At 68.5% G+C, this 20,845-nt stretch carries 19 protein-coding genes; 6 read left to right on the top strand and 13 right to left on the bottom strand.

All coding sequences use genetic code 11. The annotated features are described in order from the left end of the window. The first annotated feature begins 121 nt into the window (after window positions 1-121). The 4 genes from AC1ROY_RS09910 (at window position 122) to arsJ (ending at window position 4,433) form a co-directional block, all read left to right on the top strand. Complete coding sequence (locus tag AC1ROY_RS09910) at window positions 122-1,165, top strand: substrate-binding domain-containing protein (RefSeq protein WP_493148637.1); 1,044 nt, start codon at window positions 122-124, stop codon at window positions 1,163-1,165. An 83-nt stretch (window positions 1,166-1,248) separates the two neighbouring features. After that, window positions 1,249-2,106 (top strand): metalloregulator ArsR/SmtB family transcription factor, encoded by an 858-nt coding sequence (locus AC1ROY_RS09905; RefSeq protein ID WP_493148636.1) that lies wholly within the window; start codon window positions 1,249-1,251, stop codon window positions 2,104-2,106. Between the two features lies 1 nt (window position 2,107). After that, window positions 2,108-3,148, top strand: coding sequence for an ArsJ-associated glyceraldehyde-3-phosphate dehydrogenase (locus AC1ROY_RS09900; protein ID WP_493148635.1), 1,041 nt, complete (start codon window positions 2,108-2,110; stop codon window positions 3,146-3,148). A 4-nt stretch (window positions 3,149-3,152) separates the two neighbouring features. Beyond that, on the top strand, window positions 3,153-4,433 hold the full coding sequence (gene arsJ, locus AC1ROY_RS09895) for an organoarsenical effux MFS transporter ArsJ (RefSeq protein ID WP_493148634.1): 1,281 nt from the start codon (window positions 3,153-3,155) through the stop codon (window positions 4,431-4,433). Between the two features lie 519 nt (window positions 4,434-4,952). Here the strand turns inward: arsJ and AC1ROY_RS09890 are convergent. From AC1ROY_RS09890 to AC1ROY_RS09865, 6 genes are all read right to left on the bottom strand, one after another. Beyond that, on the bottom strand, window positions 4,953-5,765 hold the full coding sequence (locus AC1ROY_RS09890) for an aspartate dehydrogenase (protein ID WP_493148633.1): 813 nt from the start codon (window positions 5,763-5,765) through the stop codon (window positions 4,953-4,955). Window positions 5,766-5,785: 20 nt separating this feature from the next. Next, window positions 5,786-6,268 carry a cyanase gene (gene cynS / locus AC1ROY_RS09885; RefSeq protein WP_493148632.1) on the bottom strand — a complete coding sequence of 161 codons (483 nt, stop codon included), beginning with the start codon at window positions 6,266-6,268 and terminating at the stop codon, window positions 5,786-5,788. Window positions 6,269-6,285: 17 nt separating this feature from the next. Then, window positions 6,286-7,116, bottom strand: coding sequence for an ABC transporter ATP-binding protein (locus AC1ROY_RS09880; protein ID WP_493148631.1), 831 nt, complete (start codon window positions 7,114-7,116; stop codon window positions 6,286-6,288). Beyond that, entirely contained in the window at window positions 7,113-7,949 is an 837-nt protein-coding gene (gene ntrB, locus AC1ROY_RS09875) for a nitrate ABC transporter permease (protein ID WP_493148630.1), read from the bottom strand. Before ntrB ends, AC1ROY_RS09880 begins: the two co-directional genes overlap by 4 nt. 8 nt (window positions 7,950-7,957) lie before the next feature. Continuing rightward, on the bottom strand, window positions 7,958-9,298 hold the full coding sequence (locus AC1ROY_RS09870) for a CmpA/NrtA family ABC transporter substrate-binding protein (protein ID WP_493148629.1): 1,341 nt from the start codon (window positions 9,296-9,298) through the stop codon (window positions 7,958-7,960). A 128-nt stretch (window positions 9,299-9,426) separates the two neighbouring features. Beyond that, window positions 9,427-10,212: an SDR family NAD(P)-dependent oxidoreductase gene (locus tag AC1ROY_RS09865; protein WP_493148628.1), complete on the bottom strand. Its 786-nt coding sequence runs from the start codon at window positions 10,210-10,212 to the stop codon at window positions 9,427-9,429. 218 nt (window positions 10,213-10,430) lie between these two features. Between AC1ROY_RS09865 and AC1ROY_RS09860 the strand changes: the two genes are divergently transcribed. Further along, entirely contained in the window at window positions 10,431-11,237 is an 807-nt protein-coding gene (locus tag AC1ROY_RS09860; protein ID WP_493148627.1) for a C1 family peptidase, read from the top strand. A gap of 15 nt (window positions 11,238-11,252) precedes the next feature. On the opposite strand, the gene AC1ROY_RS09855 is transcribed toward AC1ROY_RS09860, so the two are convergent. From AC1ROY_RS09855 to AC1ROY_RS09825, 7 genes are all read right to left on the bottom strand, one after another. Beyond that, on the bottom strand, window positions 11,253-12,203 hold the full coding sequence (locus AC1ROY_RS09855) for an ABC transporter substrate-binding protein (protein ID WP_493148626.1): 951 nt from the start codon (window positions 12,201-12,203) through the stop codon (window positions 11,253-11,255). Continuing rightward, window positions 12,204-14,306, bottom strand: coding sequence for a xanthine dehydrogenase family protein molybdopterin-binding subunit (locus AC1ROY_RS09850; protein ID WP_493148625.1), 2,103 nt, complete (start codon window positions 14,304-14,306; stop codon window positions 12,204-12,206). Continuing rightward, window positions 14,303-14,758, bottom strand: coding sequence for a (2Fe-2S)-binding protein (locus AC1ROY_RS09845; protein WP_493148624.1), 456 nt, complete (start codon window positions 14,756-14,758; stop codon window positions 14,303-14,305). The genes AC1ROY_RS09850 and AC1ROY_RS09845 overlap by 4 nt, the downstream gene beginning before the upstream one ends. Then, the gene (locus tag AC1ROY_RS09840; protein WP_493148623.1) at window positions 14,755-15,720 is read right to left on the bottom strand and encodes a tripartite tricarboxylate transporter substrate binding protein; all 966 of its coding nucleotides are present in this window, start codon (window positions 15,718-15,720) and stop codon (window positions 14,755-14,757) included. Before AC1ROY_RS09840 ends, AC1ROY_RS09845 begins: the two co-directional genes overlap by 4 nt. Before the next feature lie 63 nt (window positions 15,721-15,783). Next, window positions 15,784-16,521, bottom strand: a complete 738-nt coding sequence (locus AC1ROY_RS09835) for a proteasome-type protease (protein WP_493148622.1) — start codon at window positions 16,519-16,521, stop codon at window positions 15,784-15,786. A gap of 35 nt (window positions 16,522-16,556) precedes the next feature. Continuing rightward, window positions 16,557-17,498 carry an alpha-E domain-containing protein gene (locus tag AC1ROY_RS09830; protein WP_493148621.1) on the bottom strand — a complete coding sequence of 314 codons (942 nt, stop codon included), beginning with the start codon at window positions 17,496-17,498 and terminating at the stop codon, window positions 16,557-16,559. Beyond that, a complete protein-coding gene (locus tag AC1ROY_RS09825) occupies window positions 17,492-18,973 on the bottom strand; it encodes a circularly permuted type 2 ATP-grasp protein (RefSeq protein ID WP_493148620.1) in 1,482 nt (493 codons plus the stop codon). The genes AC1ROY_RS09830 and AC1ROY_RS09825 overlap by 7 nt, the downstream gene beginning before the upstream one ends. 179 nt (window positions 18,974-19,152) lie before the next feature. Here AC1ROY_RS09825 and AC1ROY_RS09820 point away from each other — a divergent pair, with 179 nt between their 5' ends. Next, complete coding sequence (locus AC1ROY_RS09820) at window positions 19,153-20,778, top strand: thiamine pyrophosphate-binding protein (protein ID WP_493148619.1); 1,626 nt, start codon at window positions 19,153-19,155, stop codon at window positions 20,776-20,778. Window positions 20,779-20,845 lie beyond the last annotated feature (67 nt).

Here is a 20,845-nt window from a genome sequence, read left to right as displayed (position 1 = left end):
CTTCGACTGAAAGCTGACCGTTTTCTGCGGGTTAAAGCCCCCGCATGTTCATCAAACTGCAACAGACAGTGTGCCGACTCATTGATACGATGATTCTAGAATAATAGCAGGAAACTTCACGATGCTACGGCATCTTTTCGCACTGTGTTCCCTTGGCCTGCTCGTCGCCAGCGCCGGATCCGGCCTCGCCCAATCCCGCGAAACGGTATTGGCCACCGGAAGTTCGACCGTCGCTCCCTTCACCCGCATGGTCGCCGATCGCCTCGCCGAGAGCGGTGCGCCACGTGCGGAGATCCGAAGCGTGGGCACGAACGGGGGCTTTGCCGAGTTCTGCCAGGGAGCGGCGTTGCGCTATCCCGACCTGCAGAATGCGTCCCGCCGGATGAATTTTGCGGAATTTCGCCACTGCGCGAGCCGCGGCGTGCACGAGATCATGGAGCTCCTGATTGGCTATGACGGCATCGTCATTGCCCATCGGCAGGGGCTCCCCTCGCCCAATTTCACCCGCGCGGAACTGTGGCTGGGCATCGCCCGGGAGGTGCCGCAGGGCGGCCGGATGGTGCCCAATCCCTTCCGCACCTGGCGCGATGTCGCCCCCCACCTCCCCGATTGGCCGATCCGCGTGATCGGGCCGCCCGGGACCTCCGGCACACGCGACAGTTTCAACGATCTCGTTCTCCTGCCGGGCTGCCAGGCCATCCCGGAAATTCAGGCCATCAGAGATGCAGCAGCGCGTCGCCGCGCCTGTGTCAGCCTGCGCGAGGACGGCGGATGGACCGATGGCGGCGAAGATGACGAAGTGATCGTGCGCCAAGTGGTCAACGATGCGCCTGGCACGCTCGGTGTGTTCGGATTCAGCTTCCTCGAGGGTAACCGCGCGCGGATCGCGAGTGCGACGGTCGAAGGGGTCGCGGATTCCCGCGAAACCATTGCGTCGGGACGCTATCCCATCGCCCGGCCGCTCTTCCTCTACGTCAAGCGGCCGAACCTCGATCAGGTGCCGGCCCTGCGGCCCTTCATCGCCGAATACATCGCGGATCGGACCCTCGGGCCAAGCGGCTATCTTGTGCAGGGCGGGCTTGTTGCCCTGGATGATGCCGGCCGGGCGCGGCTGCGCGAGACCGTGCGCAGCGGGGCCATCATCAACCGGCGACCCGACGAATGACCGTCTCAGATCCTGCCGTGCCATGCCGACCAGTGGTCGAAGGTTCATATGCAAAGGCCGAACTATTCGATTATACTGGAAATATGAACAGCGATCAGGCGGCCAGGGCTTTCACGGCCCTCGGGCAGGCAACAAGGCTCGACATCGTTCGAGCCCTCCTCAACGACGGCCTCGGCGGTATCGCTGCCGGCGACATCGCGACTCGGCTGGATGTGCCGCAGTCCACCCTGTCCTTCCATCTGCGCGCGCTGGAGACGGCCGGGCTGATCGGACAGACGCGCCACGGCCGCAGCCTGATCTACGCGCCCCGCATCGAGATGCTGCGCGACCTCCTTTCTTTCCTCGCAGAGACCTGTTGCGGCGGCGAGCCGGGACGGTGCGATGAGCTTGCTCGCTTCCTTCCTTCCGCCCGGGAGATTCCGATGACGGCCAATACGCCGGTGTTCAACGTGCTGTTCATCTGCACCCGCAATTCCGCACGCTCCATCATGGCGGAGGCGATTCTGACGCGGATCGGCGGCGGCCGCTTCCGGGCCTTTTCCGCCGGCTCAGACCCCTCGGGGGTTGGGCCGCTTCCCGAGGTCATATCGCAGCTCAGCGCGCTCGGGCACGACGTTTCCTCCCTTCGGTCCAAGTCCTGGGACCTCTTCACCCAACCTGACGCGCCAAAGATGGATTTCGTCATCGCCCTGTGTGACACGCTGGCCGGGCAGGCCTGCCCCGACTTCGGCGACACGATGATGACTGCCGCCTGGCCACTTCCTGATCCGGCGAAGTTCAGCGGCAATGCCGCCGAGCGTGCGACCCTGCTGAACGAACTCTATGCCGCCCTGACGCGGCGGCTGGAGATCTTCGTCAATCTTCCCATCGCCTCGCTCGACCGGATGGCGCTCAAAGCGCGTCTGGACGAGCTGTCGCAGCCGCACGCGGCGGCGCGCTGAGATGCGCGTCGGGATAAGCGGCATGGGCCGCATCGGGCGCCTGGCCTTGCGGGCGGCCATGGGCGCGGCGGAACGGCAGCCGGACGATCCCCGGCGCGGCAATCGCCTCGAGGTGGTGCATCTCAACGAGATCAAAGGCGGCGCGGCCGCCTGCGCGCACCTACTCGAATTCGATACGGTTCAGGGGAGATGGCGCGCCGGAATTTCCGCGTCGGATGATGCTGTTACCATCGGCGGCACACGCCTGAGTTTTTCGGAGCACGCGACGCCGGGCGCTATTCCCTGGGGTGACCTTGGTGTTGATGTCGTCCTCGAATGCACCGGGAAATTCCTGACCCCGGAGATCCTGCAGGGCCATTTGGACCGCGGCGCAAAGCGCGTCATCGTCGCGGCGCCGGTCAAATTCGATGGCGTCCTGAATGTCGTCGTGGGGGTAAACGAAGGGCTCTACGACCCTGAGCGCCATCCCATCGTCACGGCAGCTTCCTGCACGACGAATTGCCTGGCGCCCGTGGTGAAGGTGCTGCACGAGGCGATCGGAATCCGGCACGGCCAGATCACCACGATTCATGATCCGACCAACACCAACGTCGTGGTGGATGCTCCGCACAAGGATCTGCGGCGCGCGCGATCGGCGATGCTTTCGCTGCAGCCCACCACGACAGGGAGTGCGACCGCGATCGCGCTGATCTATCCCGACCTCAAGGGCAAGCTGAACGGGCATGCCGTGCGCGCGCCGGTGTTGAACGCGTCGCTGACCGACTGCGTGTTCGAGATGCAGCGCGAGACGACGGCGGAGGAGGTCAACTCGCTATTTCGAGCGGCCGCTAAAAGCCATCTCGCCGGCATCCTCGGCTATGAAGCCCGGCCGCTCGTCTCGGCCGACTATGCCCGCGACACGCGCAGCAGCATCGTTGACGCGCTCAGCACGATGGTCACCGACTACACCTTGCTGAAGGTCTATGCCTGGTACGACAACGAGATGGGCTATGCCTGCCGCATGGTTGATCTCGCCTGCCACGTGCAGACGGTCGGGATTTAGCGTCATGAGCAGCACCGCCGCCGTTCCCGCTTCCTCTGGAACCCGCAACTACGCGATCGTTACCGCCGCTTATTGGGGCTTCACGCTGACCGATGGCGCGTTGCGGATGTTGGTGCTGCTGCATTTTTACCGCCTCGGCTACAGCCCCTTCACGCTCGCGCTCTTGTTCCTGCTGTACGAGGCCGCAGGGATTGGCGCTAACCTCATCGGCGGCTGGCTCGCCACGCGCTACGGCATCGCGCGCATGCTTGGGGTCGGGCTGACGACACAGATCGTCGGCTTCCTCGTCTTATCGGCCGTGTCGCCAGCATGGAGCGCGCCCCTCTCTGTCGCGTGGGTGGTGGCGGCGCAAGGTATCTGCGGCGTCGCCAAGGATCTCACCAAGACCGCCAGCAAATCGGCGATCAAGCTCACTGCCGGCGACGCATCCGGCCGCCTCTTTCGCTGGGTCGCCTTCTTCACGGGCAGCAAGAACGCCATGAAGGGCTTCGGCTTTTTCCTGGGTGGCCTGCTGCTTGAAGCCCTTGGCTTCCGCGGCGCGCTGTGGGCGATGGCCCTTGCGCTCGCCTGCATCCTCGCTGCCGTGCTGATGTCGTTGCCCCCGCTCATGGGCAAGGCGAAAGCCTCGAAATCGGCCAAGGAGCTCTTCGCCAAGAACCGGGGCGTGAACCTCCTAGCGGGCGCACGGGTGTTGCTGTTCGGCGCACGCGACGTGTGGTTCGTCGTGGGGCTTCCCGTCTTCCTCTACGCGTCAGGCTGGACCTTCACGATGGTCGGCGGCTTTCTCGCGGCCTGGACGATCGGCTACGGCGTGATTCAGGCGGCCGCCCCCGGCCTCGTTCGCAAGAGCGTGGACGGCCTTTCCAACGAGGTGCCGGCCGCGCGGATATGGTCGCTCGCGTTGACCCTGATCCCGGCAGCCATGGCCGGCATGCTGATCGCCGGAGCACCACGGCCGGACCTCTTTGTCCCGCTCGGTCTGTGTCTTTTCGGCGTGGCTTTCGCCGTGAACTCGTCGGTCCATTCCTATCTGGTGCTCGCCTATGCCGGGACGGCGAAGGCGGCGGAGGATGTTGGCTTCTACTACGCGGCGAACGCCGCGGGTCGCTTCGCGGGAACTTTGTTGTCCGGGCTGCTCTACGCCTGGGCCGGACTCTCCGGCTGCCTGATCGCTTCGGCGCTGATGCTGGCCGGCTGTTGGATGCTGACGCTCGCACTGCCCATCAGGCCTTGGCATCCTTTGCCTGCAAGAACGGCGACGCCGATGACGCCGCAGGGGCCTTGATCGAAAGTTATTACCGAGCGCCGCCGTTTTCAGAACCGATCCACAAAGGAACTGAAGGGCGACTATGCACTTCCTAAACACGACGCTGAAAAGCGCGCGAGCCTAGTCCACCGGTGCGGGGCGGAGGCGGCGCGTCTGCCCCTTCCATGGGGCACCAAAAATGCCCCCGTCATGCGCTTGGAGGTGCTCGAAGCGTGCCGCCTGTCCCGTGTTCCGTGGGCACGGGCCTCGCCGTGGCATTCGGGACAACGCATCCTGCCGCGTTTCGCCAAAAGCTTTTGAGATGTCCAGTTTGGTCCGGGAACCGCCGCTACCGACCTCGCAATCGCATCCGAGCCCGGGAACGGCAGCCATCTATCGAGACCACCCGGAAATTGCCCGACTTTGCCCGTCAGCGAACGCCAAATTGAACGAGAAGGCTCGGCGCCGATCGACTCCTGCCGCTTCCGGCAGGCCTGTCGGTAAAGGAAGGTCCAGGCCCTCGTGCCCCCCCCACCAGGGACTTAGTCCCTGGCCCCTTTAACTGCCGACCTTCAACGTGCTCGTCAGGCCGCGCAGACAGGCGAGGATGCTCAGCGGCGTGACCTTGCCGGTGCGCGGATTCTCCACGCTCGGCACATTCTCGATCGTCATGGTCAGACGCACCTCTTCGGCCTCCACGCGGATCGTGTGCGTGTTGCGCGTGACGCCCGGATCCGCCCAGATCTCCACCATGGTGCGCTCGGGGCCGATGCCCGCCAGCGCCAGCGCCGCCGCCACGTTCACATTGGCCGGAAACCCCTGCGCCGCATCGAAGGCATTGCCGATGAAGACGCGCATCGGCTTGTCGACGGCGGTCAGGTCGATCTTGTTCAGCTCAAGATAGGGCGCCCCCACCAGTCCCGCCGGCGGCTTGCGCGTCTCGATCGTCACCGTCGAGACCGTGCCCTCGGCCGCCGCGCGCACGGCGTCGAGCCCGAGCAGCGCGCCTGTCGGCACGATGATCCGCGCGCCGGTCTGTTTCGCCCGCTCCACGAGGTGCATGCGCGGCAGCAGCGCGCCCACCGAGCTCGGCACGAAGATGCGACCACGCTCGATCGCGGCGGTCGCAACCTGCTCGAAGACGGCGGCAGGCGCCGCCTCCACGACGATATCCGCGTGCTCCGCGAGCTCCGCCAGCCCGACGATCGCCGGCTTGACCTTGAAGCCCGCGATATTCGCCGCGGCCTTCGCCTGGTCCTTCGCGCTGACGGCGACGAGCCTGAGCCCGTCCACGCCCTGGTCCAGCGCGCGGGCCAGATGCAGCCCGATCGCGCCGAGGCCGGCGATGCCGACCGTGAGTTCCTGTGCCATCCGAGCCGGATAGCAGAAGGTCACTCCTCCTTGAAGCCGTACTCCGGGATGCCCTGCTCGGCGCCATAGTACTTGTAGGGCAAGAATTTTCCGGACATCGAGATCTTCACCCGGTCGCCCTTGGCGTGCGGCATGCGCTCGAAATCGAAGTCGAAATCGATCGCCGACATGATGCCGTCGCCGAACTCCTCCTCGATGAGCGCCTTCCAGGCCGGGCCGTTCACCATCACCATCTCGTAGAAGCGGTAGATGAGCGGGTCGGTCGGCGGCATGGGCGAGCCGCGATAGGGCACCTCGTTGAGCATCGCCTCCTCGCTCGCACTGAGACCGAAGAGCGCGGCGGCCTTGGCGGCCAGCGGCTTCACCAGCTTCATCTGGCCGAGCAGCGCGCCCACCACGAGCGTCGGCGACATGCCGCCGATCTCCTCGCAGATGTGCTTCCAGCTCCAGCCCTTCTCGCGCTTGATGTCGAGGATCTTTTCGGTGAGGTCGGCGCGCTTCATGGCGTCTCTCCTGTGTTTCAGCCGCCGATCTGCACGATCGGCGGGTTGCGGGAATCGTAGTCGGCGGGCGGCGTGCCTGCGAGCGTGCGGCTGCGCGTGATGAGGAAGTCCATGATGTGGTCGCGGAGCGGATGGTAGCCGGGCATGTGGTGCAGGTCGGCGCGCGTGCGGGGGCGCGGCAGCAGGTTGTGCACCACCTCGGCCACGCGCGCCTGCGGGCCGTTGGTCATGAGCAGGATGCGGTCGGCGAGCAGGATCGCCTCGTCCACGTCATGGGTGATCATGAAGGCGGTCTGCCCGGCTTCGGAGACGAGGCGGCTGACCTCCTCCTGAAGCGAACCGCGTGTCAGCGCGTCCAGCGCCGAAAAGGGCTCGTCCATCAGCAGCAGCTTGGGCGCCACGGCCAGCGCGCGCGCGATGCCCACGCGCTGCTTCATCCCGCCCGAGAGCTGCGACGGCTTTCGCCCGGCCGCATCCATCAGGCCCACGCGGGACAGCGCCATCCGCGCCGCTTCGCGCACCAGCGGCTTGCTCCACTCCGGATGCCGGCAGGAGACGGCGAAGGCGACGTTCTGCTCGGCCGTGAGCCAGGGCATCAGCGCGTGGCCCTGGAAGATCACCGCACGGTCCAACGAGGGGCCGGTGATCTCCGTCCCGTCCACCAGCACGGCGCCGGCGTCCGGCCGGTCCAGCCCGGCCAGGATGTTGAGGATCGTCGTCTTGCCGCAGCCGGAATGGCCGACGAGGCAGACGAACTCACCCCGCTCGATGCCGAACCACAGATCCTGGAAGACGGTCAGGCCCGGGTAGCGCCGGGCGATGCCTTCGATGCTGGCATAGGCGCTCATTCCTGCCAGGCCACCCAGCCCTGGATCAAGCCCAGCAGCCGGTCCAGCGCGAGGCCGACCAGCCCGATCAGCAGGATCGCGATCACGATGTCGGCCAGCGACAGGTTGTTCCACTGGTTCCACACCCAGTAGCCGATGCCCGTGCCGCCCACGAGCATCTCGGCCGCCACGATCACCAGCCAGGCGATGCCGATGGAGATGCGCATCCCCGTGAGGATCGTGGGCGCCGCCGCCGGCAGGATCACGCGGAAGGCCGTGCGCCAGGTCCCCGCCTCCAGCGTGCGCGCGACGTTCAGCCATTCGCGCCGGACGTTCGCGACGCCGAAGGCTGTGTTCAGCAGCATCGGCCAGATCGAGCAGATGAAGATCACGAAGATCGAGCTGATCGAACTGTCCTGGATCGTGTAGAGCGCGAGCGGCATCCAGGCGAGCGGCGAGACCGGCCGCAGCACCTGGATGAAGGGATTCAGCGCCGCGTTCAGCAGCGGCGACATGCCGATCACGAAGCCTACGGGGATCGCGACCAGCGCCGCGATGCCGAAGCCCGTCAGCACGCGCATCAGCGACCAGGCGAGCTGGATGCCGATCCCCTGATCGTTCGGCCCGCGGATGTAGAAGGGATCCTTCACCAGCTGCCACAGCCGCACGGCGATCTCCGACGGCGCGGGCATGGGCGTGCGCCCACCACTCGCCGCCGCCTGCCCGACCAGCGCCGCATATTCCGGATCGACGGCCTCGCCGCCACCGCCACCGCCGCCCGTCAGCGCGAGCTGCCAGGCGCCCAGCAGCAGCGCCACGATCGCGAGCGACAGCAGCGCCGCCCTCCACTGCATTCCTGATGTCACCGCTTGATGGGGAAGGACGCCAGATAGGCCGCGGCCTGCGCCGGATCGAACTCGCGGCCGAAGATGGTCTCCTTGCGCATCGGGCTGTCCGGCACGGTCAGGCCCATCTCGCGCATGGTCTTGCCGGCATCGGTGGCGAGGAAGACCTGGCCCGCGACTTGCGCGTAGTCCACGTCGCGCTGCAGATGATTCCAGCGGCGCATCTGCGTGAGAATCCAGACCGCCATGGAATGCCAGGGGAAGGGATCGAAGCCGATGCGGTTGGGCACGCGCTGCACCTGGCCCAACCCGTTCGCGAAGGTGCCGGTCAGCACCTGCGTCACCACCGTCTCCGGCTGGTTGAGGTAGTTTGGCCCGGAGATCGCCTTGGCGACCTCGGCCCGGTTCTCCGCCTTGTCGGCATAGGTGGTAGCCTCGACGATCGCGCGCATCAGGGCGGCGAAAGTGTTGGGCTGCTCGCGCGGCATGCTGCCCGGCACGGCGAAGGCGCAGCAGGGATGGCCCTCCCAGAAATCCTTGGTCAGGACGTGGATGAAGCCGATGCCGTCGAAGACCGCGCGCTGGTTGAAGGGATCGGGGCCGAGGAAGCCGTCGATGTTGTCGGCGCGGAGGTTGGCGACCATCTCCGGCGGCGGCACGGAGCGGATCTGCACGTCGCGATCCGGGTCCAGCCCGGCCTCGGCGAGATAGGCGCGCAGCAGGTAGTTGTGCATCGAGAAGTCGAAGGGCACGCCGAAGCGGAAGCCGCGCCAGTCCTTCGGGTCGCGCTTCTCGCGATGCTTGTTGGCGAGCGTGATCGCCTGGCCGTTGATGTTCTCGATGGCCGCCACCGCCCAGGGCTGCGGCGCCGCCACGCCGACGCCGAGCGACATCGCCACCGGCATGGGCGAGAGCATGTGCGCCGCGTCGTATTCGCGCGCGATGGCGCGGTCGCGGATGACGGCCCAACCGGCGGTGCGGATCACCTCCACGTTCAGCCCGTGCTTGCGGTAGAAGCCCATCGGGTCGGCCATGATGATGGGCGTGGCGCAGGTGATAGGGATGAAGCCGATCTTGAGGTCGCGCTTCTCCGGCGCTGCGGAAGAATTCCCCGTCTGGGCCATCGCCTCGCGCATGTCGCAGAGCGGCAGGATGTCGCCGATGGCCGCCAGCAGCGTGCCGGCGCCGAAGGCGGAGAGCATGGCGCGGCGGGTGGGCGCATGCGGGAAGACGGCGCGCAGCGCGGCCTCGTCCACCGCCTGGCCGATCGCGCCCGTGCCGTCGGGCGGCGTGTCGCAGGCGAAGTTCGCGGCATGGGGCACGCCACAGGCACAGGTGGGGTCGAACAGCTTGGCCATGCGGCGCTCCCTTGGGTTGCCGCTTGTCCATGCATCCGCCGTGCCAGGAAAAGAGACGGCCCGGAGCCGGAGCCCCGGGCCGGATTCAGCCCATCAAATAGGCAGGACTTCGGGGAAACCGCCCCGCGTCAGACCACCGGGCTGCGGCCGCCGTCGACGTTGATCGCCGTGCCCGTCACGTAGCCGCACTGCTCGCTCACCAGCAGGAGCGCCATGGCCGCGAATTCCTCGGCCTTGCCGATGCGCCCGAGCGGCACCGGCGCGCCCTGCTCCTTCTTCCACTCCTCCCAGGTGATGTTCCGCTTGTCGGCCGCATGGCGGCGCACCCACTGGTCGCTCTCGATGATGCCGACGAGCATGGCGTTCACCAGGATGTTGTCCGGCGCGAATTCGTTCGCCAGGGCCTTGGTCAACGCCATGCCGGCCGCGCGGCTCACGCTGGTCGGGGCCGACTGGGCGGCCGGAGCCTTGGCGCCGATGTTCAGCACGTTGATGATGCGGCCCCACTGGCGCGCCTTCATCCCCGGCAGCACGCCCTTGCAGAGCCGGATCGCCGCCATGAGCTTGAGGTCGAGATCGTCCTTCCAGAGCTCCTCCGCGACATCCAGGAAGGGTCCGCGCTGCGAGGTGCCGGCGTTGTTCACGAGGATGTCGATCGGCCCGAGCGCCTTCACGGCATCGGCCACGGCCCCGGCGCAGCCCTCGATGCTGCGGATGTCGGCCGGCACAGCGGCGACCTTGGCCTTGGGCGCCGCGGCCTGGATCTCGGCCTTCGCGGCCTCCAGCGCCTCGGCGCCGCGGGCGACCAGCGCCACGTTGCCGCCGGCCATGGCGAAGGCCTTGGCCATGGCGAGGCCGAGCCCCTTGGAGCCGCCGGTGATAAGCGCGTTGCGGCCGTCGATGGTGAGATTCATGTCGGATGTCCTTCCCGATTTGCGGGGAGACTGTGACGCAATCGGCGCGGCGTAAAGCTGGGCCCGGCGCGATCGTGAATTCGTCGCGCCCGGAACAGACCATCGCTCAATTCAAATAACGACAATCAATATTGTTGACATATTGACAATCAATGGCCCATTCATTGCTACCCTGTACAATGAAGACAGGATAAAACAAAAACAGGGAGATCCCTTCCATGGCCAAGAAACCAAAGGCGACCAAGACAGCGACGCGCCGCATCTACAATCTCGTCCCCTCGAAGGACCAGGAGCGCGATTGGAACATCGATACGGCCCTGGCATCGGGCGCGCTGCGCGCCGCTCCGCTGCCGCCCGCGGTGGACCTGCGGGCCTCGTGGTGGAAGATCGGCAACCAGGGGACAACGGGCTCCTGCGTCGGCTGGGCGACGGCCGACGGCGTCATGCGCCCGCTGCTCGTGAAGGCGGGGAAGTTGCGCCAGAACGAGCTCCTTTCCCCACGCTTCGTCTGGATGGCCTCCAAGGAGACCGACGAATTCACGCAGCGTCCCGAAAGCTTCATCGAGGAATCGGGAACCTCGCTGAAGGCGGCGGCCGACATCTGCCGCAAGTACGGAACGGCACTGGAAGCGGATCTCCCCTTCGTCGTGACATCATCGATGTACCTGGGCGACATCGAGGCCTTCTACGCGAAGTGCTCCACTCGCCGCGCCGCGAACTACTTCAACGCGAAGAAGAACATGATGGAATGGAAGAAGGCTCTCGCCGGGGGATCCCCGGTCCTGGCGGGGCTGACGGTGGATCAAAGCTTCAGCCAGGGGACCGGCGACGGAAAGCTCGACCAGTTCGATCCCGGCCAGACGTTGGGCGGGCACGCCGTCGCGATCGTCGGATATCGCGCCGATGGGCGCTTCATCCTTCGGAACAGCTGGGACACCAGCTGGGGCGACAAGGGTTTCGGCTACCCTTCCGCGGAGTACATCCAGGCCTGCTTCTTCAACGAGTCCTATGTGCTGACCGTCTGACGGCCCAGCCCCGCCTCAGGGCGCCTCGGCATGGGTGGAGGGGTGGAAAAGCTCCTCGGGCGTGACGTCGCGCGCGGCGAGACCGTCGGCGCGCGCGAAGCGGATCATGGCGGCGATCTCCTCGCGGTTCTTCGCGAAGCCGTAGGGCCAGACGTCGCCGCCCATCGCGCGCTCCTGCTCCTCCATCGCCGCCGCGATCCAGGGCAGCGAGACGCGCAGCACGTTCACCAGCCGCAGCTCCTCCAGCGAGATCCGGCGCGCCTCGGCGAAGGCGCGGAAGAGGATGAGCGGCAGCCAGGGATGCGCCTCGGCCACGTCGCGGCGGACGGCGAGGCAATGCATCAGCGGGAAGAAGCCGGTCTGCGCGTGCCAGGCCTTCTCGGCCGCGGGATAGTCGGGAAAGAGGCGTGCGATGTGCGGGTGCGGCGCCGGCGGACGCGGACCGATCATCGCATCCACGCGCCCCTCGCGCAGCGCGTTCTCCGGCGTCTCGCCGAGGGGTGCCACGTCGAAGCCCTCGGGCAGGGTGATGGCGATGCGCTCGGCGCCGATGCGCCACTTGATCGCCCTGGTGTCCACGCCGTGCGTCTCGCGCAGGATGCCGCGCACCCAGAGCGCCGCCGTCTGCTGGTATTCCGGCAGCGCGATGGTGCGGCCGGCCAGGTCCTCGGGGCGGGTGATGCCACGGTCCGTGCGGATATAGATCGCGCTGTGCCGGAAGGCGCGGGACAGAAAGATCGGCACGCCGATATAGGGGCTGTCGCCGCGCGCCGTGGTGACGATGTGGCTGCCCAGCGAAAGCTCCGAGACCTCGAAGGCCCTGTCCCTCAGCGCACGGCGGAAGATGTCCTCCGGCTCGCCCGGGAGCGCGATGAACTCCACGCCCGGCACCGGCACGCGGCCGTCCAGGATGGGGCGCGTGCGGTCGGAGAGGGTGCAGGCCAGGGTGAGGCGCAGCTTCGTCATTCAGGGAGCTTCCGCGAGGTTGTCCGGCGTGAAGGGCAGCCGGTCGGGCCGGATGCCGAGCGCCTGGTGGATGGCCGAGGCGATGGCCGCGACAGTCGGCCCGACGCTGGTCTCGCCAACGCCGAGCGGCGGCTGCTCCGGCCGCGGAACCAGCTTCACCTGCACACGCGGCACGTCCTTGAAGCGCAGCACCGGGTAGCGCTCCCAGGAATCCGAGGTGATGCGCTGCGTGTCGAAGCTGGACGCCTCGTGCAGCGCGATCGAGACCGCATGGATGGCACCGCCCTCGATCTGGTTCGTGGCGCCGTCGGGGTTGATCACCTCGCCCATGTCGCAGGCGATGAAGAGCCGCAGGCAGCGCACGCGCTCCTCCGCGCGGACATGCGCGGCGACCGCGCACCAGGCGCCGGCGTTCTTGTAGCGTGCCACGGCGATGCCGAGCCCCTCGCCCGCCGGCAGCGGCGCGCGGCCGGCCCAGCCCGACATCTCCGCGACCTCGCGCAGCAGATGCGCGGCGCGAGGGTCGTCGCAATGGCGCAGGCGGAAGGCGACGGGGTCCTCGCCGGCCAGCTCCGCCAGCTCCTCCATCACGCTCTCGATCGCCCAGACATTGATGGTCGCACCGAGGCCACGCAGCGCGGAGGTGCGGATGGGCATGACGGAGAGCTCGGTCATACCAGCGGCCAGATAGGGAATCCGGTAGAGCGGGACCAGGTTGCGCTGCGCCCCGCCGCCGCCGGCGAGCGCCGGGTTGATCGAAGGCGGGATGGGTTGGCCGCCCTCCATCAGCGCCGCGCCGAGCAGCCGCGGCATGGTGCCGCGGCCGGGCCGTCCGGAATGGCCATTCGAGCGCACGTGCACGCGCCAATCCGCCAGGTTGTTCTGCGCGTCCAGCCCAGCCTCGACCTCCACCCACATGGCCGGCGCGTGCGGGGCCTGGGCCAGTTCCTCGGCGCGCGTCCAGAGGGCGCGGATCGGCACATTCGGTCGCTGCCGCGCGCAGAGGGCCGCATCCATCGCCACGTCGTCGGCGCCGTTGTGGCCGTAGCAGCCCGAGCCCTCGACATGCTGGACGACGATGCGCTCCGGCGGGAGCTTCAGCGCGATGGCGAGGTCGGCGCGGAGGTTGTAGGGGCCCTGGCTGTGGCTCCAGATCCGCATCGTCGTGCCGTCCCACAGCGCGATGGCGCAGCAGGTGCCGACCGAGGCGTGCACGAAATAGGGCCGGAAGAATTTCCGTGAGAGGCGGCGGGCGACGGGGCCAGCCTCGCCACGCTCCAGTACCACGCTGTCCTGGCCTGGTGCCGTGGCGAGCCAGCCGCGCAGATCGGCCGGCAGCGGCACGCCCTCGCTCCACCGCGCAGCCTGCGCCGCATGTCCAGCGAGCCGCTCGGCCTCCGCTTCCGTCTCCGCGAGCACGGCCAGAAAGTCGCCGTCGCGCAGCGCGAGAGGCGGGGTCTCCATCAGCTTCGCGCCCGTCGCCGGCGGGCGGATCATGCGGGCATGCATCATGCCCGGCAGGCGCATGTCGTGGATGAAGCGCGCTTCGCCGAAGATCTTCTGGGGCAGATCCAGTCGCGGCACGGAGCGGCCGACCATGCGCCGCCCGGCCGGCGGCTTGGCGCGCGCATCCGGCGAGGATTCCACATCCAGCAACTCGCGATCCGCCAGCGCGGCGTAGGAGCCTACCTCGCCTTGCGGACCAAGGAACCGCCCTTCCTCCACGCGCAGCGCTTCGACCGGGACGCCGCTCGCCTGCGCCGCCACCGAGAGGAACAGCGCGCGCGCATCGGCGCAGGCATGGCGCAGCGCCATGCCACCCTCCTGGATGGAGAGGCTGCCCGAGGTCACCGCCTCGTTCGGACTTTCGCCGGTGATCGTCGGCGCGACTTCGATGCGCTCCGACGCCACGTCCAGCTCGTCGGCGGCGATCTGGGCCAGCGCGGTGAGGATGCCTTGACCCAGCTCCACCTTGCCCGGATGGATGGTGACCCGGCCGTCGCGATGAAAGCTGAGCCAGGTGTCCAGCCGCCGGTTGACGTGCAGGCTGCCGGGCAGCTTCGGCCGCCCGTCCTCGCCGCCGCCGGAGAAGGCGAGATTCATGCGCGCATCTCCGCCGCGGCGCGCAGGATGGCGCGCAGGATCCGGTTGTGGCTGCCGCAGCGGCAGAGATGCCCGTCCAGCGCCGCGCGCAGCTGATCCTCGTCGGGCGAAGGATTCTCCCGCAGGACGGCGCTCGCGGTGACGATGATGCCGGGCAGGCAGAAGCCGCACTGACCCGCCTGCTCGTCCAGGAAGGCGCGCTGCAGCGCATGCGGCGCGGCACGCGTGCCGAGGCCTTCCAGCGTCACCACCTCACGCCCCGCCGCGGCCTCGACCGGGATTGCGCAGCTCGGCACCGACTTGCCGTCGATCAGCACATGGCAGGCGCCGCAAAGCTCCTCGCCGCAGCCGAATTTCGCCGCGTCGAGGCCGAAGGCGCCGCGCAGCGCCTGCAGCAGCGTGCCCCCCGGCGCATGCTCTACACGCGCGCCGTTCAAGGTGAAGGCGATCATCCCGCCGATATCCGCGCCATGCGGATCCACTCGGCCTGCCGGGCGATATCGGCGCGGAGAAAATCGGCGAAGGCCTCCACCCCCATGGGCAGGGGCTGCGCACCCATGCGGGCCTGGGCCTCGCGCGTCTCGGGCCGCTCCAGCACCTTGTTCACCTCGGCGTTCAGCCGCTCGACGATCGGCCGCGGCGTGTTCAGCGGCGCCATCAGCCCGAGCCAGATCGAGGCCTCGTAGCCCGGCAGCGTCTCGGCCACCGCCGGCAGCTCCGGCAGCAGCGGGTTGCGCTGCGGGCCGGTGGTGCCGAGGCCCCTCACCCGTCCCGCGGTGATCTGCTCGCGCATGGTCGGGATGGCGTCGAACATGATGGGCACCTGGCCCGCGATGACCGCCGTCCGCGCCTCGTTCGAGCCGCGGAAGGGCACGTGCTGGATCTCGACTCCCGCCATCGCCCGAAACACCTCGCCCGCGATGTGGTAGGGCGTGCCCGGCCCGCTGCTCGCATAGTCGTAGCGGCCGGGATGGGCCTTCAGCAGCGCGATGAGCTCGCCCACGCTGCGCGCCTCGATCGAGGGATGCACCACCAGCGCGTGATAGGCGATGTTGATGGCAGCCACCGGCAGCAGGTCGCGCATCAGCACATAGGGCCGGTTGGGCAGCAACGTCTCGTTGGCCGTGTGCGTGTTGCTCATGAGCAGCAGCGTTTGGCCGTCGGGCGGCGATTTCGCGACCTGATCGGTGCCGATGGTGGCCCCGGCGCCCGGCCGGTTCTCGATGACGAAGGGCTGGCCGAAGGCGGCGCTCAGCGGCTCCGCGAGAAACCGTGCCGCGACATCGGCCGAGCCGCCGAGGCCGAAGGGCACGATGATGCGCACCGGCCTTTGCGGCCAGACGGATTGCGCCCAGGCGCGGCCCGCCGCCAGCAATGCCGGCGCGGCGAGCCACAGATTCCGTCTGCGCGGCATGCTGCTTTCCCTCGTTTCCCTGCCGAATCGTCGCGCAGGGCGGGAAGGACCGCAAGGGGCTTGTCAGCCGAGCACGAAATCCGGCCGGGGCAGCGCGAGATAGGCGTCGCGCAGCGCATTCGACCAGCCGTCGCGGATGGTCCGGTAGTACGAATCGTCCTCGGTGATCCGGCGCCGCGTGCAGATCTTCATCTGATCCAGCCGCACCACCGCGAGGTCCAGCGGCAGCGCCACCGACAGGTTCGAGCGGATGGTGCTGTCCATGCTGATCAGGGTGAGCGCCACGCCCTCGATCAGCGTCGTCTGCGGCGTCAGCACCCGGTCCAGGATCGGCTTTCCGTATTTGTGCTCGCCGATCTGCAGGAAGGGCGTGTCGTCCGTCGCCTCGATGAAGTTGCCGGCGGAATAGACCAGGAAGAGCCGCGGCGCCCCGCCCGCGATCTGCCCGCCCAGCAGCAGGCTGCAGTCGAAGCCGAGGCCCTGGGCCGCCAGCGCCGCGCTGTCCATGGACGCCACCTGCCGCACCGCCGCGCCCACGAGCTGGGCCGCGGTGAACATGTCCGGGACGTCCGTGAGCTTCTGCGAGATGCCGTTCAGCCAGACGCCCGCCTGCAGCAGGTTCCACACCGTCTGCGTGATGGCGAGGTTGCCCGCCGTCATCAGCACCAGCGCGCGCTCGCCGGGATTCTCGACGGTGAACATCTTCGAGAAGGTCGAGATGTTGTCGAGCCCCGCATTGGTGCGGGTGTCCGAGAGCATGACGACGCCCTCGTTCAGCAGCAGGCCGACGCAATAGGTCATGTTCCGGTTCCCTTCCCTGGCGCGCGACCGCGTGCTCAGGCCCGGATGTAGAACGCCTCGATCTCGCCGCCCAGGGCCGCGACCCCGTCGATGACGTCCGTCAGGTATACATGGAGTCCCGATTTCAGGATGTCCTCGATCCGCCCGTAGCGCAGCGCCGCCTGGGCCTCACCGGCCATGCGGTGGCACTCGCCCTTGCGGCCGCCCTGGCAGGCGGCAATCAGCTCCAGCACCTCGCAGACCCGGTCGTAGCAGGCGGCGAGGCTGCGCGGCATCTCGCGGTTGAGGATGAGGAACTCCGCCACCCGCGCCGGATCCATCCGTTCGCGATAGGTCCAGTGATAGGCGCGCAGCGCCGAGACCGACTGCAGGACGGCCTGGCACTGCCCGTGCTGCACGGTGGATTCCTGCGCGGTGGCGCTCAGCAGGTCGTGCTTCACGTCCAGCAGCCGCGCCGTGTTGTCCGCCCGCTCCAGCGCCGTGCCGAGCTGCACGAACATCCAGGCCTCGCCGCGCAGCATGGTGTCCATGGCGGCGCCGTTGAAGAGCAGCACCCGCTCGCGCACCCATTCGAGGAAGCCGGGCAGCTTCTCGCCCTGGTAGTCCGCCGGCGTGACGTGGCGCAGCCGCATCCAGCTGTCGCTGAGCGCGCTCCACATGTCGACGGTGAGCGCCGTGCGCACGCTGCGGCCGTTGTGCCGCGCGGCGGCGAAGCAGGGGATGATGCCGGAGAGATTCGCGGGGTCGCGCACCAGGAAGTCGACGACGTTCTCCTCCGTTGCCTCCCTGTGATGCTCGAAGAAGGCCGGCTCGCAGCCCGCGGCGACGAGCAGCGAGCGCCACTGGTCGTTCTCGGCGTTCAGCTCGTCGGTGAGGCTCGCCATGCGGGAGGCGACGGCCAGGCCGCGCGCCACATTGGCGGCACGCTCGGTGTAGCGGCCGAGCCAGAAGAGGCTGTCGGCGGTGCGGCTCAGCATGACGCACCTCCCATGGACTGACTTTGCGACTGCGATTGGGTTCCCTCGGCGGGCGGATCGCGTTCCAGGACCCAGGTGTCCTTGGTCCCTCCCCCCTGCGAGGAATTCACCACCAGCGAGCCCTCGCGCAGCGCGACGCGGGTCAGGCCGCCGGGGACGATGCGCACCTCGTCCTTGGTGCTGAGCACGAAGGGGCGGAGGTCCACATGCCGCGGCGCGATGCCGCCCTCGACCAGCGTCGGCACCGTGGAGAGCGCCAAGGTAGGCTGGGCGATGTAGTCCTGTGGCCGGGCACGGATGCGCGCGGAGAACTCGGCGCGCTCGGCCTCGCTGGCGTGCGGGCCGATCATCATGCCGTAGCCGCCCGAGCCCTGCGCCAGCTTCACCACGAGCTCATGCAGATGCTCGAGCACATAGGCGCGGTGCTCCTCCTGCTCGCAGAGGTAGGTCGGCACGTTCTCCAGCTTCGGCTCCTCGCCGAGGTAGAAGCGGATCATCTCGGGCACGTAGGGGTAGATCGCCTTGTCGTCCGCGATGCCGCAGCCGGGCGCGTTGCACAGCGCGATGTTGCCGGCCTTGTAGGCCGCCATCAGCCCCGGGACGCCGAGCATGCTGTCGGGACGGAAGACCTTGGGGTCGAGATAATCGTCGTCGATGCGGCGGTAGATCACGTCCACGCGCTTCGGCCCGGCGGTGGTGCGCATGTAGACCACGTCGTCCTCGACGCAGAGGTCGGGGCCTTCCAGCACCTCCACGCCCATCTCGTCGGCGAGGAAGCAATGCTCGTAATAGGCGCTGTTGAAGGAGCCGGGCGTCAGGATCGCGACCGTCGGATTCGGCCCGGCCCTTTCAGGGGCCGCGGCCTTCAGCGTCGCCAGCAGCTCCTCGGGGTAGCGGTTCACCGGCGCGATGCGGTGCCGCGCCAGCAACTTGGGAAAGAGCCGCAGCATCGCCTCGCGATTCTCCAGCATGTAGGAGACGCCGGAGGGCGTGCGCGCATTGTCCTCGAGCACGTAGAACTGGTCGGGCGCGGTGCGCACCACGTCGATGCCGGAGATGTGCGTGTAGATGCCGCCGGGCGGGAGGAAATCGCGCATCTCCGGGCGGAACTGCTCGTTGCCGTTGACCAGCCGCTCCGGGATCTTCCCGGCCCGCAGGATCGCCTGCTTGCCGTAGACATCGGCCAGGAAGGCGTTCAGCGCGCGCACGCGCTGGGTCAGGCCCGCGCTCAGCCCGTCCCATTCGGACTTGCCGAGGATTCTCGGAATGATGTCGAAGGGGATCAGCCTTTCAGGGTCACCACCCTCGCCGTAGACGGCGAAGGTGATGCCGACGCGGCGGAACAGCACCTCCGCCTCCGCCCGCTTGGCCGCGAGATCGGCCTGCGGCGTGTGCTTCAGCCACTCGGCGATGGCCGCATAGGCAGGGCGCAGCCGGTCGCCCTCCCCCATTTCGTCGAACGCGATTCCCGTCATGCAGAACCCGGCTCCCTCATGCCGGGAGATTGAGCCCGGCCACGCGGTCGGCGCAAGCCAGACCGGCCCGGAAAGCACGGCTGCGGGCCGGAGCTGCCTATGGCACAGGCAAGTCCGGGGCGACTTGGGTGAAGGCGGAGGCTCGCCTATGATCCTGCGAAGCCTTAGGAATCCCAGGAATGAACGACCCGTCCCACGCCACCACCGGCGCCGACGCCGTGGCCCGGAGCTTCGCCGAGGCGGAGATGCCCGCGATCTTCGGCGTGCCCGGCGGCGGCTCCAGCCTCGACCTCATCGCGTCGGCCAAGGCGGCGGGGATTCCCTTCGTGCTCTCCCGCACGGAGAACGGCGCGGGCATCATGGCCGCGGCGCTGGCGGAGCTGACGCATAAGCCCGTCGGACTTCTGACCACGCGCGGGCCCGGCGTCTCCAACGCCGCGAACGGCATGGCGAACGCCGATCTGGAGCGCGCGCCGGTGATCCTGGTGGCCGACGGCTTCGGCGTGCAGGAATCGGCGATCGCGACGCACCAGCTCTTCGACCAGGCGGCGATGATGGCGCCCGTCACGCGCACGCAGCGCCGCGCCGCGGGCCATCCGGGCGCCGCCGCCGAAGCCGTCGCCGCGGCCATGACCGCGCCGCGCGGCCCGGCCTATCTGGAGCTCGCCGGCGACGCGGCGCGCGCGCCCACGCCGCCGGCGCCCGCCCTGCGCCTGCCCGTGCTGCCGGCGCCCTCGGAATCCGATCTCGCCGCCGCGCGCCGCCTGATCGCCGCGGCGAAGCGTCCCGCCGTGATCATCGGCCTGGAGGCGACCGAGCCTGCGCGCTGCGCCGCCACGCGGCGGCTGGTGGAATCGCTGGGATGCCCGGGCCTCGTCACCTACAAGGCCAAGGGCGTGCTGCCCGACTCGCATCCGCTCTTCGGCGGCATCTTCACCGGCGGCGAGGCCGAGGCGCCGCTGCTGCGCGAGGCGGACCTCATCATCCTCGCCGGCGCCGACCCGGTGGAGTTCATCCCCCAGCCCTGGCGCTTCGACGCTGACATCCTCGACCTCGCCACGGCCGCGCGCGCGCTCGAATACCGCAAGCCCGCGGTGCAGATCCTCGGCGCCTGGGAGATCGCCGCCGCGGCGCTCGCCGAGGATGCGCCGCGCCGCGCCTGGCCGGATGGCCGCCTCGTCGCGCTGCGCGAGGCGTGGCTCGCCTGTCTGGAGAACACCGCCAGCGGCAATCGCGGCATGTCCCCCTCCGAGCTCGTGCGCGTCACCCAGGCGACCTGCCGCAGGCTCGGCGCCGATCCGCGCGTCGCCGTCGATGCGGGCGCGCATATGTTCCCCTGCACCACCTTCTGGCAGGCGGAACGGCCCTGCGACCTGCTGATCTCCAACGGCCTCGCCAGCATGGGCTATGCGCTGCCGGCTGCGATCGCCGCGGCCTGGCACGATCAGGCCCGCGGCGCGATCGCGCTGACCGGCGACGGCGGGCTGCTGATGGCGGTCGGCGAGCTCGCGACGGCGGCCACCATGGCGCTGAACCTCACCGTCGTCGTGTTCAACGATGCGACGCTCTCGCTCATCGACATCAAGAAGGGCAACCGCGACCTGCCCGAAGGCGCGCTCGACTGGCCGGAGGTGGATTTCGCGCAGGTGATGCGGGGGATGGGCGGCACGGCCTGGCGCGTGAACGACGCGGAAGGGCTGACGGCCGCGCTGACGGAGGCGCTGGCGACGAAGGGCCCGAGGCTCATCGACGTGCGCACCGACCCGAGCTCCTATCCCGCGCAGATCAAGGCGCTGCGCGGGTAGCTTGGCAGATCGCTGCAGTGCGGTAGCTTCCGGCCCAACGAAATTCTGCGAGGAAGCGATGTTACGA

This window comes from Roseococcus sp. GW821-FHT12F05 (genome assembly GCF_058806835.1).
This window is presented reverse-complemented; position numbering and strand designations above follow the sequence as displayed.

Excerpts from the sequence above, each read along its gene's own strand:
- AC1ROY_RS09910 (WP_493148637.1), top strand. The coding sequence starts at position 122 with ATGCTACGGCATCTTTTCGCACTGTGTTCCCTTGGCCTGCTCGTCGCC.
- AC1ROY_RS09905 (WP_493148636.1), top strand. The coding sequence starts at position 1,249 with ATGAACAGCGATCAGGCGGCCAGGGCTTTCACGGCCCTCGGGCAGGCA.
- AC1ROY_RS09900 (WP_493148635.1), top strand. The coding sequence starts at position 2,108 with ATGCGCGTCGGGATAAGCGGCATGGGCCGCATCGGGCGCCTGGCCTTG.
- arsJ (WP_493148634.1), top strand. The coding sequence starts at position 3,153 with ATGAGCAGCACCGCCGCCGTTCCCGCTTCCTCTGGAACCCGCAACTAC.
- AC1ROY_RS09890 (WP_493148633.1), bottom strand. The coding sequence starts at position 5,765 with ATGGCACAGGAACTCACGGTCGGCATCGCCGGCCTCGGCGCGATCGGG.
- cynS (WP_493148632.1), bottom strand. The coding sequence starts at position 6,268 with ATGAAGCGCGCCGACCTCACCGAAAAGATCCTCGACATCAAGCGCGAG.
- AC1ROY_RS09880 (WP_493148631.1), bottom strand. The coding sequence starts at position 7,116 with ATGAGCGCCTATGCCAGCATCGAAGGCATCGCCCGGCGCTACCCGGGC.
- ntrB (WP_493148630.1), bottom strand. The coding sequence starts at position 7,949 with ATGCAGTGGAGGGCGGCGCTGCTGTCGCTCGCGATCGTGGCGCTGCTG.
- AC1ROY_RS09870 (WP_493148629.1), bottom strand. The coding sequence starts at position 9,298 with ATGGCCAAGCTGTTCGACCCCACCTGTGCCTGTGGCGTGCCCCATGCC.
- AC1ROY_RS09865 (WP_493148628.1), bottom strand. The coding sequence starts at position 10,212 with ATGAATCTCACCATCGACGGCCGCAACGCGCTTATCACCGGCGGCTCC.
- AC1ROY_RS09860 (WP_493148627.1), top strand. The coding sequence starts at position 10,431 with ATGGCCAAGAAACCAAAGGCGACCAAGACAGCGACGCGCCGCATCTAC.
- AC1ROY_RS09855 (WP_493148626.1), bottom strand. The coding sequence starts at position 12,203 with ATGACGAAGCTGCGCCTCACCCTGGCCTGCACCCTCTCCGACCGCACG.
- AC1ROY_RS09850 (WP_493148625.1), bottom strand. The coding sequence starts at position 14,306 with ATGAATCTCGCCTTCTCCGGCGGCGGCGAGGACGGGCGGCCGAAGCTG.
- AC1ROY_RS09845 (WP_493148624.1), bottom strand. The coding sequence starts at position 14,758 with ATGATCGCCTTCACCTTGAACGGCGCGCGTGTAGAGCATGCGCCGGGG.
- AC1ROY_RS09840 (WP_493148623.1), bottom strand. The coding sequence starts at position 15,720 with ATGCCGCGCAGACGGAATCTGTGGCTCGCCGCGCCGGCATTGCTGGCG.
- AC1ROY_RS09835 (WP_493148622.1), bottom strand. The coding sequence starts at position 16,521 with ATGACCTATTGCGTCGGCCTGCTGCTGAACGAGGGCGTCGTCATGCTC.
- AC1ROY_RS09830 (WP_493148621.1), bottom strand. The coding sequence starts at position 17,498 with ATGCTGAGCCGCACCGCCGACAGCCTCTTCTGGCTCGGCCGCTACACC.
- AC1ROY_RS09825 (WP_493148620.1), bottom strand. The coding sequence starts at position 18,973 with ATGACGGGAATCGCGTTCGACGAAATGGGGGAGGGCGACCGGCTGCGC.
- AC1ROY_RS09820 (WP_493148619.1), top strand. The coding sequence starts at position 19,153 with ATGAACGACCCGTCCCACGCCACCACCGGCGCCGACGCCGTGGCCCGG.